The 17,545-nt window shown below is 36.4% G+C and carries 14 protein-coding genes and 1 rRNA gene; 12 read left to right on the plus strand and 3 right to left on the minus strand.

The window, feature by feature from the left end:
- The 10 genes from G600_RS0112425 to yihA all read left to right on the plus strand — a co-directional run.
- Positions 1–310: ribosomal RNA gene (locus G600_RS0112425) — 23S ribosomal RNA — on the plus strand; the annotation flags it as partial.
- Positions 311–592: 282 nt separating this feature from the next.
- Positions 593–1,750 (plus strand): putative bifunctional diguanylate cyclase/phosphodiesterase, encoded by a 1,158-nt coding sequence (locus G600_RS14640; RefSeq protein WP_051195521.1) that lies wholly within the window; start codon positions 593–595, stop codon positions 1,748–1,750.
- A gap of 82 nt (positions 1,751–1,832) precedes the next feature.
- Positions 1,833–3,167, plus strand: coding sequence for a dihydroorotase (locus G600_RS14645; protein ID WP_034246492.1), 1,335 nt, complete (start codon positions 1,833–1,835; stop codon positions 3,165–3,167).
- Positions 3,168–3,350: 183 nt separating this feature from the next.
- Positions 3,351–3,902: a DJ-1 family glyoxalase III gene (locus G600_RS0112440; RefSeq protein WP_027432194.1), complete on the plus strand. Its 552-nt coding sequence runs from the start codon at positions 3,351–3,353 to the stop codon at positions 3,900–3,902.
- Positions 3,903–3,907: 5 nt separating this feature from the next.
- Entirely contained in the window at positions 3,908–5,035 is a 1,128-nt protein-coding gene (locus tag G600_RS14650) for a D-alanyl-D-alanine carboxypeptidase family protein (protein WP_051195522.1), read from the plus strand.
- Positions 5,036–5,175: 140 nt separating this feature from the next.
- Positions 5,176–6,465 carry a trigger factor gene (tig, locus tag G600_RS0112450; RefSeq protein WP_027432195.1) on the plus strand — a complete coding sequence of 430 codons (1,290 nt, stop codon included), beginning with the start codon at positions 5,176–5,178 and terminating at the stop codon, positions 6,463–6,465.
- A 215-nt stretch (positions 6,466–6,680) separates the two neighbouring features.
- A complete protein-coding gene (clpP, locus tag G600_RS0112455; RefSeq protein ID WP_027432196.1) occupies positions 6,681–7,265 on the plus strand; it encodes an ATP-dependent Clp endopeptidase proteolytic subunit ClpP in 585 nt (194 codons plus the stop codon).
- 23 nt (positions 7,266–7,288) lie between these two features.
- Positions 7,289–8,560 (plus strand): ATP-dependent Clp protease ATP-binding subunit ClpX, encoded by a 1,272-nt coding sequence (gene clpX, locus G600_RS0112460; protein WP_027432197.1) that lies wholly within the window; start codon positions 7,289–7,291, stop codon positions 8,558–8,560.
- A gap of 98 nt (positions 8,561–8,658) precedes the next feature.
- Entirely contained in the window at positions 8,659–11,007 is a 2,349-nt protein-coding gene (gene lon / locus G600_RS0112465) for an endopeptidase La (protein ID WP_027432198.1), read from the plus strand.
- A 66-nt stretch (positions 11,008–11,073) separates the two neighbouring features.
- Entirely contained in the window at positions 11,074–11,760 is a 687-nt protein-coding gene (yihA, locus tag G600_RS14655; RefSeq protein ID WP_081669493.1) for a ribosome biogenesis GTP-binding protein YihA/YsxC, read from the plus strand.
- A 111-nt stretch (positions 11,761–11,871) separates the two neighbouring features.
- On the opposite strand, the gene G600_RS0112475 is transcribed toward yihA, so the two are convergent.
- From G600_RS0112475 to G600_RS0112485, 3 genes are all read right to left on the minus strand, one after another.
- Complete coding sequence (locus G600_RS0112475; protein WP_027432199.1) at positions 11,872–12,387, minus strand: DUF4364 family protein; 516 nt, start codon at positions 12,385–12,387, stop codon at positions 11,872–11,874.
- Positions 12,388–12,502: 115 nt separating this feature from the next.
- Positions 12,503–13,489, minus strand: coding sequence for a TIGR01212 family radical SAM protein (locus G600_RS0112480; RefSeq protein ID WP_027432200.1), 987 nt, complete (start codon positions 13,487–13,489; stop codon positions 12,503–12,505).
- On the minus strand, positions 13,489–14,640 hold the full coding sequence (locus tag G600_RS0112485; protein ID WP_027432201.1) for an NAD(P)-dependent malic enzyme: 1,152 nt from the start codon (positions 14,638–14,640) through the stop codon (positions 13,489–13,491). The genes G600_RS0112480 and G600_RS0112485 overlap by 1 nt, the downstream gene beginning before the upstream one ends.
- A 322-nt stretch (positions 14,641–14,962) precedes the next feature.
- On the opposite strand from G600_RS0112485, the gene rho reads away from it, so the two are divergent.
- On the plus strand, positions 14,963–16,822 hold the full coding sequence (gene rho, locus G600_RS0112490; RefSeq protein ID WP_330362003.1) for a transcription termination factor Rho: 1,860 nt from the start codon (positions 14,963–14,965) through the stop codon (positions 16,820–16,822).
- Between the two features lie 434 nt (positions 16,823–17,256).
- Complete coding sequence (gene rpmE / locus G600_RS0112495) at positions 17,257–17,460, plus strand: 50S ribosomal protein L31 (protein WP_027432203.1); 204 nt, start codon at positions 17,257–17,259, stop codon at positions 17,458–17,460.
- Positions 17,461–17,545 lie beyond the last annotated feature (85 nt).

The raw sequence follows: 17,545 nt of genomic DNA on the forward strand, positions 1-17,545 counted from the left end.
GAACGTCGTGAGACAGTTCGGTCCCTATCCGGCGTGGGCGTAGGATATTTGAGAGGAGCTGCCCTTAGTACGAGAGGACCGGGGTGGACTGACCTCTGGTGTATCGGTTGCATTACCAAGTGCATGGCCGAGTAGCCAAGTCGGGACGGGATAAACGCTGAAGGCATCTAAGCGTGAAGCCCCCCTCAAGATGAGATATCCCATACGAATGTAGTAAGACCCCTTGAAGACGACGAGGTTGATAGGCAAAAGGTGGAAGCGTGGTGACATGTGGAGCTGATTTGTACTAATAGGTCGAGGGCTTAACCAAGTAAAGGTTAAGGTTTGGATAGAGAGTGAGAAATCACTGAACAAAACGAGGGTTATTCTTTAAGGATAATCAAGCGGATGAATATATTTAATGTGCAGTTTTGAATAAACAAGAACTTAAAGCTTAGAGATTTATCTCTAAGCTTTTTTACGTTTACAGAAAAGCTAAGAAAAGCCTTAAATACAATTCTAATAAATACAAAATCCACTTTTCAAAATATAACTCAAGGGGTATAATAAATTTAAGCAATATTTTAAATTATATATACTTTAGAGGTTTTATATGGGAGATAGGGGAAAGAAATCTGAGACTGCCGAATATATGGCAGCAAAGAAGATTCTTGACTACGTTCTTAGCAATATTGAGTTAGGAATTATTGTAAGGGACGTGGAATCTGGAAGAGTTGTATTTGCCAATGAAAAGGCAAGTTCTGATATTGCTATTGAGACAGTTATTAGAGAGACCTACGATGAAGCTATAGTGAATAACGGAAAGCTTAAAGAAGGCTTTAAATACAATAATGTCAAATATTATTCAAAATACGGACGTTGGTTCGAGGTTAGATTAAAGGAAATGGCATGGGTTGATGCTAAATCTGTAGTTGTTGCTACAGCCCTTGATGTAACTGATAGCAAACGCCAAGATAAAAGAAAATATAATAAACACGAGGAATTTATAAAAGAAGCAGTAGAGACAAGAAGAGATGAATTTGTGTTGTTTTATCAGCCTTTAGTGGATGCTAATACAAAGGAATGCATTTCCTGTGAAGCGCTTATTCGCTGGGATTCTAAGTCTCTTGGATTTTTATATCCTGGCGATTTTATTCCTATGGCTGAATATTTAGGTCTTATTACAACTATTGGTGAGTATGTAATGGAAACTGCTTGCATTCAGTGTAAGGACTGGAATGATAGAGGTTTTAAGGATTTTAGAGTAAGTGTGAACCTATCGGTGGTTCAGCTCATGCAATTTGATATAGTGGATTCTATTAAGGAAATTATAGAGAGAACAGAAGTTGATCCTTCTAATATTTATGTAGAGGTTACAGAATCCTTTGCAATAAATGATATGGAAAGGGTTATAGCCATTTTAAAAGCCCTTAAGGGACTTGGAATTAAGATAGCTCTCGATGATTTTGGCACAGGTTATTCATCTCTTAATTATATAAAGAGATTACCGCTAGATATAATAAAGATTGATAAAACCTTTATTGATGACATAATAGAAGATGAGTATTCAAGAGCATTTGTTAAGCTTATTGTGGATCTTTCTAAGACTCTTAAAACTAAAGTTGTAGCTGAGGGCGTGGAGACCGAGGAACAATATATAATGTTAAGGGATTTTGGAGTAGATTATATTCAGGGATTTTATTTTGGAAAGCCAATAGATGCTATAAGTTTCGAGAAGGAGAATTTATCTAAGCTTAAAAAGATAAGCTAAATGTGTATTAAAAGATAAGCTAAATGTGTATTAAAAAAATGCTAATAGAAATTACTAGAATAAAGAGGGGGAGATGGTAAAAATGAAGATTTTAATTAAGAATGGTAGGTTAATTGATCCGGCAAATAAGATTGACGACCAAATTGATATTTTAGTCGACAATGGAATCGTTAGCCAAGTAACTAACAATATTGATGAGGCTTTAGCTTCAGGGGAAGATGACACAATTATCGACGCTAGTGGACTTTATGTTTGCCCAGGATTTATCGATTTGCGAGTACATTTTCGCGAGCCAGGATATGAACATAAGGAGACAATAAGAAGCGGTTCAAGAGCAGCTGCAAGAGGCGGCTTTACAACAGTTTGTACAATGCCAAAGACCAAACCTGCCATGGATAGTGAGGAGAGAATTAGAGAGGCTATTGAAAAGGCTAAGGAAGTTACAGATATAAATGTAATCCCTGTGGGTGCTATTACAGCAAGTGATGAAGGCCAGTATATTACTGATTTTGCAGGTATGAAGGAAGCAGGAGCTGTGGCAGTTTGTGAGGATGGAAATTCTATTATGGATGCAAGAATTGCAAGACAGGCACTAAAGCAGGCTGCGGAGGTTGATATTCCTGTATTTGCTCATTGCGAAGATAGAAATCTTATGGCTAGAGGTGTTATGAATGCCGGGGAGAGAGCTAAGCAATTAGGACTTTATGGCATTTTAGATGCAGTTGAAGAAACTATGGTGGCTAGAGACATTTTACTTGCTAAAGATACTAAGGCTAAGCTACACATTTGCCATTTATCAACAAAGACTGCCGTGGACATGGTTAAGCAGGCTAAGGATTTAGGTTTAAATGTAACAGCAGAAGTTACACCACAGCATTTAATATTAACTGAGGATGACGTGGATGGCTCTGATGCAAATTATAAGAGCGCTCCTCCATTTAGAAAGAAAGAGGATAGAGACGCGCTTATTAAGGGTCTTAGACTTGGAATTATCGATGCAATTGCTTCAGATCATTCGCCACATCACTATTCAGAGAAGGCAGAGGGCTTTGTGGAGGCACCATTTGGTCTTTCAATGCTTGAGACTTCAATTAGTTTAGTTATGACTGAACTTGTACAAAAGGGCTTACTTACACCAGTTCAGATGGTGGATAGAATGAGCGTTAGACCAGCTAAGATTATTGGTCTTGATAGAGGAAATTTAAAGGCTGGTAAGGTGGCTGATATTACAATTATTGATCCAAAGGCAAGCTATGTCATTGACTCTAATATGTTCGCATCAAAGGGCAAGAATACACCATTTGAGGGTAAGAAGGTAAACGGCAAGGTTCTTTACACAATTGTTAATGGTAGAATTATTTATTCTAACAAGGATGGCAATGAAATCATTATTGATAAGGACATTTTAAGAGATTAAATTTATATAAAAGGTTGAACTTATTTAGGGGACAAGGAAAAATTAGATATGTGTGTGGAAAAGAGGTTATGAGATGTAAATTTCATGACCTCTTTTTCGTGAATATTCGCGTATTTTATTGAGAAAAATACTTAAAAATGGTATTCTAGTATAGGTGTAAATTACATCAAGGAGGAGATAACTATGAAGGTATGTGCATTTTTAACAGATAATTTTGAGACAGTAGAATGCCTAGCTGTCGTTGATATATTAAGAAGAGCTGGAATAGAGGTTGATACAATTTCTATTACTGCTAAGAAGGAAGTTGTAAGTGCTCAGGGCGTTACAATCGTGGCTGACTATTTATTTGGTAGCTATGAGTTTGACGGTACTGAGTTATTATTCTTACCGGGCGGCCCTGGAACTAAGAATTATTTTGACCGAAAGGTTTTACTTAACCTTTTAAAGGAACACTACGAGAATGGTGGCCGTTTAGCTGCTATTTGTGCGGCTCCTAGCGTATTTGGCAAGTTAGGTTTCTTAGAGGGTAAGAAGGCAGTTTGTTTCCCTGGCTATGAAGATAGCTTAGGGGGTGCAATTTGCCTTAATGATAGTGTAAATGTTGTCACTGACGGCAATATTACAACTTCAAGAGGCATGGGAACATCTATTGATTTAGGACTTGAGCTTGTAAAGCTTTTAATAGATGTTAATACAGCTAATGAATTAGCTAAAAAGATTCAGTATGAAAGGTAATTTAGATGGACGAGTATAATTTAGATGATGAGCTTGAGCTTGCTAGATTATCCGTTAAAAAGCGTGAGAAAGTCATTGCTGCTATAAAAAGAAAAAGAGCTAGACAGCTCCGAAGACAGAAATTTTTGCTAGTTTTAATACTCGGAATTATAACAGCTGGCATTACGTTTGTCGCCATTAAAGGCGGGGGTAGTGAAGTAAGAGGATTAGAAAGCGATAAAGGGCAAGAAGAACTTGTTGCAGATGAAACTGCAGTGGAAGAAGAGATAAAAGAGATTTATCCATACGCTAATATTTCAGCTAATTATGTAGAAGTAACAGATGAAGATATAGATAGTGCTTATGGTGCTATTTTAGATGTGACTAATAATGAGATTATTGCTGGTAGACTTGCAGATTCTATTATTGAACCAGCCTCTATGACAAAGGTTATGACACTTATTATTGTATTAGAGAATATCGATGATATTGATAATACAACTTATACCTTTGATGATGCGATTTTAAGACCGCTAGTTCAAGATGGCGCATCAAGAGTTGGCTATGAAGGTGGCGAGACAGCAACAATTAAGGACTTGCTTTACGGCCTTATATTAACATCCGGTGCTGATTGTGCAGAGGGCCTTGCTATTGCAACGGCAGGTTCCACTGAAAACTTTGTGGACATGATGAATGAAAAGGCTAGCGAATTAGGTCTTAAGAATACACATTTTATGAATACTTGGGGAGTCTCAGAGGATGGACATTACACCACTTGTCAGGAGATGGCTATTATAATGTCTTATGTAATTAAGAATGAGACTGCTAGAGAAATTCTTGGAACAGAAACCTATACCACAGCAGGAACTAACAGGGTTCCTGAAGGTTATTATATAAGAAGTACTATGTGGACAAGAATGTATGGTACTGAAGTTACTGGTGTTCAGATTTTAGGCGGAAAGACAGGTTATACTGATACAGCAAGAAATTGCTTAGTAAGTTATGCTTCAAAGGATGGCAACATTTATATTTGTGTTACAGCCTACGGAAGTGGTAGATATAAGCCAATTTTTGACTGCTTTAATTACTACGGTAGATACTTGCCAACCTCGGCTACTACAGTTGATGAAAATGTTAGCGAAAGCACAAGCTAATAGCGGTTTAGCAGAGGAAATCAAATCTGGAATAATTTAAAATAAATTTTACTGGTAATATTAAAATAAGTATGCTATAATCCCATAGTATGCACTTTTAAGGTCTAGAAGTGACCTAATTTAAGGAGGATTTTATTAAAATGAGTTTTACAGTTGAAAATTTAGAAGAGAAAAACATGGTAAAGCTTGTTATTGAGTCAACTTCTGAGGAATTCGAAGCTGCTCTTAACACAGCTTATAATAAGAATAAGAACAAGATTAGCCTTCCTGGTTTCAGAAAGGGTAAAGCTCCAAGAGCAATGGTTGAGAAGATGTATGGCAAGGAAGTATTCTTTGAGGATGCTGCTAATGAAATTATTCCTGATGCATACGCTAAGGCTGCTGATGAATCAGGTTTAGAGATCGTTTCTCAGCCTAAGATTGACGTTACACAGCTTGAAGCTGGTAAGCCATTTGTATTTACAGCTACAGTTGCTTTAAAGCCTGAAGTTGAATTAGGTACATATAAGGGTATCGAAGTTTCTAAGACAGAAGTAGAAGCTACAGATGCTGATGTTGAAGAAGAATTAAAGAGAGTACAGGACCAGAACGCAAGAATCGTATCTGTTGAAGATAGAGCAGTTAAGGACGGCGATCAGACTGTAATCGATTTTGAAGGTTTTGTAGATGGAGAAGCTTTTGAAGGTGGAAAGGGTGAGAACTACTCACTTACAATCGGTTCACATTCATTTATCGATAACTTCGAAGAACAGCTTATTGGTATGAACGTAGGTGATGAGAAGGACGTTAACGTTACATTCCCAGAAGAATACCATGCTGAAAACTTAAAGGGTAAGGCTGCTACATTCAAGGTTAAGATCAATGAAATCAAGGAAAAGCAGCTTCCAGAATTAGATGATGATTTTGCACAGGATGTATCTGATTTCGATACACTTGCTGAATATAAGGATGATTTAAAGAAGAAGATCACAGAGCGTAAGGAAAACCAGGCTAAGGCTGTTAAGGAAGATGAAGCTATCGCTAAGTTAATCGAAGATTCTAAGATGGATATTCCAGAAGCTATGGTTGAAACACAGGTTAACAGAATGGCTCAGGATTTCGCTCAGAGATTACAGGCTCAGGGTCTTTCACTTGATCAGTACTTCCAGTACACAGGTGCTACAGCTGATAGCTTAGTAGATGAAATGAAGCCAGAAGCATTAAAGAGAATTAAGTCTAGATTAGTTCTTGAAGCTGTTGTTAAGGCTGAGAACATCGAAGCTACAGAAGAAGAATTCCAGGCTGAGTTAGAGAAGATGGCTAGCCAGTATGGTATGGATGTAGCTCAGATTAAGGATATCATGGGTGATTACGAAACACAGCAGATTAAGGAAGATTTAGCAGTTACTAAGGCTGTTGAATTAATCGTTTCTTCAACTGTTGAAAAGTAATTATTTCTTGAAAGATAACCAAGATAATTAGTAAATTTATTTAGTTTGTAAATGAATAGGTAATAAGCACTAATTTTTATAAAAAGATAAAAATTAGTGCTTATTTTTATTTAAAATTTATGGATAGTTAGCTCTAATTGTTGTATAATTTAGTAAGTAGTTGATTATATCAAATAAATAAATAACGCTAATGAGGGCGTTTAAAGGAGGAAATAATGAGTTTCGTACCATATGTCATTGAACAGAATAGTAGAGGAGAGAGATCATACGATATCTACTCAAGATTATTAAAAGATAGAATTGTATTTTTAGGAGAAGAAGTTACAGACGTATCTGCTAACTTAGTTGTAGCACAGATGCTTTTCTTAGAGGCAGAAGATCCAAGTAAGGATATTCATTTCTATATCAACAGCCCAGGTGGCTCAGTTTCAGCAGGTTTTGCTATCTATGATACAATGCAGTATATTAAGTGTGACGTTTCAACAATCTGTATTGGTCTTGCAGCAAGTATGGGTGCCTTCCTTTTATCAGGCGGTACAAAGGGTAAGAGACTTGCTCTTCCAAACTCAGAAATCATGATTCACCAGCCTTCAGGCGGTGCAAGAGGTCAGGAAACTGAAATCAGAATCGTAGCTGAGAACATTTTAAAGACACGTAACAAGTTAAATGAAATTTTAGCTGCTAATACAGGTAAGTCTGTAGAAGAAATCGCTAGAGATACAGAACGTGACAACTACATGTCAGCACAGGAAGCCCTTGCTTATGGACTTATTGATAGTGTAGTTGATAAGAGAAACTAATAAATAAAATAGGAGAGTACAATATGGCAGGAAGAACAACAGATGATGGTGGTAAGCTTAGATGCTCCTTTTGTAATAAGACACAGGATCAGGTAAAGAAGCTTATTGCTGGACCTAATGGCGCTTACATTTGTGATGAGTGCGTAGGAATCTGCAGTGACATTCTTGATGAGGAGTTTGATGCTAGCGAGCTTGATGCCGTTGATGGATTTAATATCAACTTACTTAAGCCAAAGGAAATCAAGGAATTCCTCGATGAATATGTAATCGGCCAGGAAGAAGCTAAGAAGGTTTTAGCAGTTGCTGTTTACAATCATTACAAGAGAATTATGTCAGGAAGAGACCTAGATGTAGAGCTTCAGAAGAGTAACATTCTCATGCTTGGACCTACAGGTTCTGGTAAAACTTTCCTTGCTCAAAACTTAGCTAGACTTCTAAATGTTCCATTTGCAATTGCAGATGCTACAACACTTACAGAAGCTGGTTACGTTGGTGAGGACGTTGAGAACATTTTACTTAAGCTTATCCAGGCTGCAGACTATGATGTAGATAAGGCTCAGTACGGAATTATCTACATCGATGAAATTGATAAGATTACTAAGAAGTCGGAGAATGTATCTATTACAAGAGATGTCTCAGGTGAAGGTGTACAGCAGGCACTTCTTAAGATTTTAGAGGGTACAGACGCTTCAGTACCACCTCAGGGTGGACGTAAGCATCCACAGCAGGAATTAATTCCTATTAACACAACTAATATTTTGTTTATTTGTGGTGGTGCTTTTGACGGTCTTGAAAAGATCGTCGAATCAAGAATGGACCAGAGCTCAATCGGATTTAACTCTGAGCTTCATGAGAAGTCAGAAGAGACAGTTGGTGAGATGTTCCATAAGGTATTACCTCAGGATTTAATTAAGTTTGGTCTTATTCCTGAATTTGTAGGTAGAGTACCAGTTGTAGTAGCACTTGATTCCCTTGATGAAGATGCTTTAGTAAGAATCTTACAGGAACCAAAGAATGCTATTATTAAGCAGTATCAGGCTTTATTTAACCTTGATGAGGTTGAACTTGAATTTAGAGAAGATGCTGTTAGAGAAATCGCTCATAAGAGTTTCGAGAGAAAGACTGGAGCTAGAGGACTTCGTTCTATCCTAGAATCAGTTATGAACGAGATTATGTATGAGATTCCTTCAGATGATACAATTTCAAAGTGCATCATCACTAAGGAAGCAGTTGAGGGCACATCGAAGCCTTTAATTGAATACAGAACAGAACAGGTTTCAAAAAAAGCACAGTAAGTGATTAATAGTGATTGGCAGAGTCTATCTGTCAATCACTACTTTTATAATAATAAAGAAATGAAATTATAATTTAATTTTTAAATGGGCAGGAAAGTATGAAAAATGTTAATTTACCGTTCATACCATTAAGAAATTTAACCGTATTACCAGGTATGACTATGCAGATAGATATAAGTAGGAAAAAATCAATTATGGCTACTAACAAATCAATGGGTCAGAATCAGACAATCTTTTTGGTAACACAGATTGACCATGAAGTTGTTGATCCTGACATAGATGATTTATATAAAGTTGGCTGTATTGCTAAGATAAAGCAGGTTGTAAAGCTACCTAACAAGATTTTACGAATTCAGGTAGAAGGACAACTAAAGGCTGAACTATGTGATATTGAGGATAGAGGGGATTATTGTTTGGCAAATGTAGCTCCTTTTGTGTCACATTTTTCTAAGCCAGATGAAGTAACTAATAAGGCTATGGTAATGGCGCTACATGAACTTATAAAGCGCTATGCAATTGCTGATTTGAAAATGAGTCGCGACCTTTTAAGCGATTGGCTTGCAATTAAGGATGCAAACAAGTTAATGGAAGCGATTTTAAAAGATTATCCAATGGACTATACTCAAAGACAGGTATTTCTTGAAGTTACAGATATCAATGAGATGTATGAGCTTCTAGCTAAGACTATGCTTGAGGATTGCGAGGCTTTTGCTATTAGAGAAGAGCTTGCAATTAAAGTTAAGAATAGAGTGGATAAGAACCAGCGTGAATACATTTTAAGGGAGCAGATTGGAGTCCTAAATGAGGAGCTAGATGGAAAGCTTGTTTCTGAAATTGACGACTTTAAGCAAAAAATTGAGGCGCTTGATGCAGCTGATTACGTTAAGGAAAAGCTTTTTAAAGAGCTTAGACGATTAAAGGAAGTTCAGGGCAGCTCTTCAGAAGCTAATGTGCAAAGAACTTATATTGAAAATTGTTTGGAACTTCCATGGAACGTACAAACAGTGGATAATAAGGACATTTTCAATGCAAGGGATATTTTAGATGAAGACCATTACGGCATGAAGGAAATTAAGGAGAGAGTTTTAGAGAGCTTAGCTGTAAGAAATATTACAACTAGGTCTGATGCTCCAATAATTTGTCTTGTAGGCCCTCCAGGAACAGGTAAGACATCTATTGCAAGAAGTGTAGCTAGAGCTCTTAATAAGAACTATGTAAGAATTTGCCTTGGCGGTGTTAGAGATGAGGCTGAAATTAGAGGACATAGAAAGACTTATATTGGTGCTATGCCAGGTCGTATTATTGATGCTTTGGTAAGTGCCGGTAGCAATAATCCACTTATGCTTCTTGATGAAATTGATAAGATGAGTTCAGATTACAAGGGTGATACTCAGTCAGCTCTTTTAGAGGTTTTAGATAGTGAGCAAAATACTCATTTCTTAGATCACTATATTGAGATGCCTGTAGACCTTTCAAATGTACTATTTATCGCAACTGCAAACGATTTATCAGGTATTTCTAGACCTTTACTCGACAGAATGGAGATAATCGAAGTAAACAGCTATACTGAGAATGAAAAACTTCATATTGCAAAGGAACATTTGATTAAGAAACAGATTAAGAAAAATGGTCTTATGCAAAAGGATGTTAAGTTTACAGATAAGGCTATAAATAAGATTATTACTAGCTATACAAGAGAAGCTGGTGTAAGAAATCTAGAACGTCAGATAAGTAAGGTATGCAGAAAGGCAGTAAAGAAGCTTTACGAGCTAGGTGCATTTTTAGAAGACGGAACAAGAAACAAGGATGTAAAGGAAGTTATCAGGGTTACAGATAAGAACCTTGAGGAGTTCCTTGGCAAGGAAAAATATAGAAGAGAAGTTAAGAACAAAAACTCTGATATTGGAATTGTAAGAGGACTTGCATGGACTGCAGTTGGCGGCGATACTCTCGAAATCGAGGTTAATACAATGCCAGGTAAGGGCGAGTTAAAGCTTACAGGTAGTATGGGCGATGTAATGAAGGAATCTGCTATGATTGCGCTATCTTACGTGCGAAGCATTACAGAGAAGGGCAAATATAAGGTTGACATCGATTTCTTTGAAAAGCATAATATACATATTCATATTCCAGAAGGTGCCACACCAAAGGATGGCCCATCGGCAGGTGTAACTCTTGCTACAGGTATTTTATCTGCGGTTACAGGTATTAAGGTTTTTGCAAATCTTGCCATGACAGGAGAGATTACTCTTAGAGGTAAGGTTCTTGCAATTGGTGGCTTAAAGGAGAAGCTTCTTGCAGCTAAGGCAGCTAAGATAACTAAGGTTTTAGTGCCAATTGATAACGAGAAGGACATTGAAGAGTTCGATGAGGAAATCCTTGAAGGCATGGAAATTGTCTATGTTAAGAATATGTTAGAAGTGTTAGATAACAGCTTAGATATTTAAGATGATTTAAAAGATGATTTTTAAGGGGTATTTAAGTTAGTATCTTACTAGTTAGAAGAGGTTAATATGGTTATTAAGAATGTAAATTTAGAGATTGTAATCGGTGTTACAAGTAAGATTCCAGAGACTACGCTACCTGAGGTAGCATTTGCAGGTAAGTCAAATGTTGGTAAATCTTCACTTATTAATGCCTTAATGAGAAGAAAGTCCTATGCTAGAACATCTTCTCAGCCAGGTAAGACACAGACAATTAATTTCTATAATATCAATGAGCTCATGTATTTAGTGGATTTGCCAGGTTATGGATACGCTAAGGTTTCCGAATCTGTTAAGGCTAAGTGGGGCAAGATGATTGAGAAATATCTTAGAACTTCAAAGCAGCTTAAGCAGGTTTTCCTTCTTATTGATATAAGACATGACCCATCAGCTAATGACAAGATGATGTATGATTGGATTGTTGAAAATGGATTTAGACCGATAATTGTTGCTACAAAGCTTGATAAGATCAAAAGAAGTCAGGTTCAAAAGCAGGTTAAGACTGTAAGAAATGGACTAGGTCTTAGAAAAGAAGATGTATTAATTCCATTTTCATCAGAGACAAAGCAGGGACTTGAAGAGCTTTGGAAGTATGTGGATTCTTATGTCTTAGAGGATGAAGCAGTTGATGAGACTATTGATGAGATGGTTGATGAAACAAAAAATAGTAAGATTGCAGAAGTAGAAGAAACTACTGGGTCAGGCAGCGAAGACTAATAAAGTAAAATTACTGATTTTGCTTATATTACTGATATTACTGAAATAAAAAAGAAGGCTTACAAATATTAAACTTAGATTTAATATTTGTAAGCCTTTATTTTGCATTAACTACATAAGTTTGTTAATGATGAATTCATAGATTTCCTGGCTGTTCTCACGCCATTTCGCACAAATTGTTTCTGCCTGTTCCTCAAGTGGAACGTTGAGGGAAAGTTCGATGATGTTAATGTTACCTTCCTTAACCTTGCAGTCTGTCATATAAGTTCCGTCTGTTGTTCTGTAATAATCCGATGTTGTACCTGATTCGTTCTTTAAATTGTATTTGTTAGTAATTAAATATTCATCGATTTCTTCTCTAATGCTACTAGATATCTTAGTATAAAAAAATGCAATAGTATCAACTCCGTCTTTAGTAAGTTGGTATTGTGTATTATTCTGATAATTTGATCTCTTAATAAAGGAATCTGCAACTAATGAATTAATTGTTTCCTGAAAAGTGAAATAATCAGTATATTGCTTCTCTAACATAAAGGTTGACATTTGACTATTAGTCAATGGAAAATTAACCTTGCTTAGCATGTAAAGAATCATTAACTTGTAAAGTGTTGTCGCATTGCCTTCCATAAATTTTTCCCCATCTCTTTAAATTGCATAAAATGCCATACTGATAAATAATATACTAACTTTGGCTAATTGACAATATCTAAAAGGTAAATATGCCTAATTTTAGCTAAATTAGTCAATATTTATCAAAATCTTCCCCCTGAATTATACATTTATCCATGAAATATTTATTCATAGAATTAAGAACAAGTTTCTTGTTAGCAGTCCATTGTGGCTCTACTAAAAGGCTCTTTGGGCCATCACCTGTTAGGCGGTGAATAACCATGTCCTTTGGAAGAATTCTTAGGGCTTCCCCTAATATGTCAAAATATTCCTCCATAGTTAATATCTTAAAGCCTGTAGCTTTGTAGTCGTCATAAAGATCAGTGCCCTTTAATACGTGAAGGAGCTGTAGCTTTATACCTTGAATAGGCTGTTTTGACAAGAATCTTACTGTCTCTAAAATATCTTCCTTAGTCTCCCCTGGAAGACCAATAATTACATGAACTATAATTGGCACCTTTAAGGCATTTAGCTTCTTTACAGCGTCTGTAAAGCAATCAAGTTCATAGCCTCGTCTTATGTATTTAGCAGTTTTCTCATGAATGCTTTGAAGTCCAAGCTCAATCCAAACTGGTTTAATTTTATTACAACTATCAATGACTTCTAAGACGTCGCTATCAAGACAATCCGGTCTTGTAGCAATATCAAGTATCTTGATTTCTTCCCTATTAATTACATTTTTAAAAAGCTTATCAAGATAACTAGCACTTGCATAAGTGTTTGTAAAGGATTGAAAGTATGCAATATAAGAATTTCCTTTATATTTATTCTGAACTTTTTCCTTTGCAAGCTCAATACTTTTATCAATATTTTCTAAAATGCGTCTCTGTCTTAAAGTCATGCCATCACTGGAGTCTGTGCCAGCCTCTATCGTTTTAACGATAGAGACTGTAGCAGCAAAATCTCCAGAACCACCACGGCTACAAAATATACAACCTCTAGTATCTAGCTTACCGTCTCTGTTTGGACAGGTCATGCCGCCGTCTAGGGATAGGCGATACATTTTCTCACCGAAAGTATTCTTTATATATTCATTAAGTGAATAGTAATGAGGTAACATTATTTAATATGATCCTTTACAGCCTTAGCTACAACATCAGCAACTCGTGGGTCGAAAGCTTCTGGTAAAATGTTAACATCAGATAATTCTTCGTCTGAAACAAGATCTGCAATAGCTGTAGCAGCAGCAAGCTTCATTTCTTCAGTAATCTGGCTTGCTCTTCCTTCAAGGGCACCCTTAAAGATACCAGGGAAGGCAATAACGTTATTTACCTGGTTAGGGAAATCAGAACGTCCTGTTCCAACAACTCTAGCACCAGCAGCCTTAGCAACATCTGGCATAATCTCTGGTGTAGGATTAGCCATAGCAAAGAGGATAGAATCCTTATTCATAGTCTTAACCATGTCAGCTGTAACGATATTAGGAGCAGATACACCAACAAATACATCAGCACCAACTAAGGCATCAGCAAGGCTACCTGTCTTACCTTCAAGGTTTGTAACCTCCATCATTGATTCCTGCATCCAGTTAAGGTCCTTTGAAGCCTTTGAAAGGATACCAGACTTATCGCACATTGTGACATTTTTAAAACCATAAGTAAGTAAAAGCTTAGTAATAGCAACACCAGCGGAACCAGCGCCATTAACTACAACCTTAACATCTTCCTTCTTCTTATTAGTAACTTTAAGACCGTTAATGATACCAGCTAAAACTACGATAGCTGTTCCGTGCTGATCATCGTGGAATACTGGAATATCAAGTAATTCCTTTAAACGAGTTTCAACCTCGAAACATCTAGGAGCAGCGATATCCTCTAAGTTGATACCACCAAATGCTGGAGCAATATTAACAACTGTCTTAATGATTTCTTCAGTGTCCTGTGTATCTAAGCAAATAGGCACAGCATTAACTCCACCAAATTCCTTAAATAATACAGCCTTACCTTCCATAACAGGCATAGCTGCATGAGCACCGATATTTCCTAATCCAAGAACTGCGCTACCATCTGAAACAACAGCGATAGTATTAGACTTGATTGTATATTTGTAAGCTGCCTCCTTATCCTTAGCAATAACCTTGCAAGGCTCTGCAACACCTGGAGTGTAGGCAAGACTTAAGTCTTCTCTAGTTGCGATTTTCATTTTTGGAGTAGTTTCAAACTTACCATTCCATTCTTCGTGAAGCTGTAGGGCTTTCTGGGCATTTGTCATAATTAATACCAAACCTTTCTTAAATACTACATAGTGTGAAAACGGATAAATAGTGAGTTCACACAAGTTTTATCATAGCACATTTGTAAAATTAAAAAAAGAAAAAGAAAAAGGGCTTTTATTTTTGGAAACTATGTTTTATAATCAAGTTGATAGTTTTTACATAGGAGTTCGAATGGTTTCTTATATTTCGAACATTAATCAAAGCAAAAAATTCATTTATTTTCCCAAACTAGAGCTAATTAAAGAACTTTGTAAGTTATAGGGTGAATTGGCATTTTTGCCTTTATTATTATAAATTTTCAATCGAAAGAGAGGTTTTATGGTGAAAGAAAAGTTAGAAGAACTTTCTTTGGTTTCCTTAAAACAGATCGCTAAGGATTTAGGAATAAAAAATGTATCTACATTAAAAAAAGGTGCCTTAGTTGATATTTTAACGGAAACTGCACAGTCAGATTCAAGAGTGGAGGATCTAGTTTCAAACTACGATGGAGTTAAAAAAACTAGAAAGTCTAAGACAGTGGTTACGGAAAGCGAAACAAAAACTGAAGGCGAAGACATTTCCACAAGTACAGAAGATTACGATGGAGATGCAGTTACAGATCTTTTGAAAAATGAAACACAGCAGCAGCGTTACGAGCGCTACGAAAGGTATATTACGCCGGCACAGGAAGCAGAAAGTAAGCCTGTAGCTAAGGAAGAAAAGCACATTACAAGATATGTTGCAAAGGATGCTCAAAGAAGTCCAAGAAAGAGTTATTATAAGAGTCCACAATACGACAATCAAAGACAGGACAATTATTCTAAATACGATAATCAAAGACAAGATAATACAACGAGATACGATAACCAAAGACAAGATAATACAACAAGATATGACAATCAAAGACAGGACAATTATTCTAGATACGATAATCAAAGACAAGATAATACAACAAGATATGACAGTCAAAGACAAGACAATACAACAAGATATGACAATCAAAGACAAGACAACACACAAAGATATGACAATCATAATAAGGCTGTAGTTAATACAGATATTAAATTAGAAGCAGATGAAACATTAGCTAATGGTATCCTTGAAGTTTTAAATGATGGATACGGCTTTGTTAGATGTGAGAATTTCCTTCCAGGTGACGACGATGTTTATGTATCACCAACTCAGATTAGAAAGTTTAATTTAAAGACAGGTGATATTGTTGTTGGTCCATGTAAGTTAAAGTCAACAACTGATAAGTTTAAGGCTCTACAGTATTTAATTTCAGTTAATGGATTAGATCCAAGCGTAGCACAGGAAAGAGTTGCCTTTGAGAAATTAACACCAATTTTCCCTAATGAAAGAATCCATTTAGAGCAGGGTTCAAGCTCATTAGCTATGAGAATGGTAGATTTAATCAGCCCAATAGGTAAGGGCCAGAGAGGTATGATTGTTTCTCAGCCTAAGTCAGGTAAGACAACACTTTTAAAGCAGATTGCTAAGGCAGTTGTAAGAAACAATCCAGAAATGCACTTAATCATCCTACTTATTGATGAAAGACCAGAAGAAGTTACAGATATGAAGGAATCTATTGCTGGTGATAATGTAGAGGTTATTTATTCTACATTTGATGAACAGCCAGATAATCATAGAAGAGTTTCAGAAATGGTTATTGAAAGAGCTAAGAGATTAGTTGAGCAAAAGCAGGATGTAATTATCTTACTTGATAGTATTACAAGACTTGCAAGAGCTTATAACTTAACAGTACAGGCCTCTGGCCGTACTTTATCAGGTGGTTTAGACCCAGCCGCTCTTCATATGCCAAAGAAGTTCTTTGGTGCAGCTAGAAATATGAGAGAAGGCGGAAGCTTAACAATTCTTGCAACAGCCCTTGTAGATACAGGAAGCAAGATGGATGATGTTGTATTTGAAGAGTTTAAGGGAACAGGTAACATGGAATTAGTCCTTGATAGAAAGTTATCTGAAAGAAGAATTTTCCCAGCCATCGACGTTATTAAGTCTAGTACAAGACGTGAGGATTTATTGCTTGATAATGATGAGCTTGAGGCAGTTAATATTATGCGTAAGGGCTTAAATGGCAGCAGAGCAGAGGAATCCGCTGAAAGAGTTATTGACCTATTTACTAAGACTAGAAATAACGCAGACTTTATTAATAGAGTTATTAAAGAAAGATACGTTTAACTCAGTCGGAGTACAAGCTCCGACTGAGTTAAAAGCTCCGCGAGGATGCGCACGGATTCGGACAGGAATTTGTCTGCTGAAGCAGATCCGAATCCGGCGCGCAAGACTCGCGAGCGAGTCTTGACAAATATATCTTTAAATCCAAGTAAAAAATAATCCTAAAAAGAAATTTTAGATTGTATTTTATCCTAAACAATAAATAAAAACAGGCGCTGATAGTGGTATTTCTTGCTTATTTATGCTATAGAATAGATAGAAAAAATACTTGCATAACTAATATCTGTATGATAGAATATAAAAGCTGTTTATCGATAGATACTAAGTTATCGTTGTATACAAAGTTATCATTCGATGCAAGTTATCGCATGGCAACATGCTATCAGTCGATAACCAATTATTAGATAAATTATTCTTAATTGTAAAGAGGTGAAATCATGAGAGAAGGTATCCATCCAGAGTATTACCAGGCTAAGGTTGTTTGCAACTGTGGTAACGAATTCGTAACAGGTTCAACAAAGGAAGAGATTCACGTAGAAATTTGTTCTAAGTGTCATCCATTCTACACAGGTCAGCAGAAGGCAGCATCAGCTCGTGGACGTATCGATAAGTTCAACAAGAAGTATGGTGTTAACAACTAATATTAAAATATTAAAGATTGAGGTGTATGCCTCAATCTTTTTTAGTTTATAAAAACTTTAGGACTATTCGCAGGGATGGCTTTTC

Origin of the sequence: Lachnospira multipara ATCC 19207 (assembly GCF_000424105.1) — a bacterium.
Taxonomy (GTDB): Bacteria; Bacillota; Clostridia; order Lachnospirales; family Lachnospiraceae; genus Lachnospira; species Lachnospira multipara.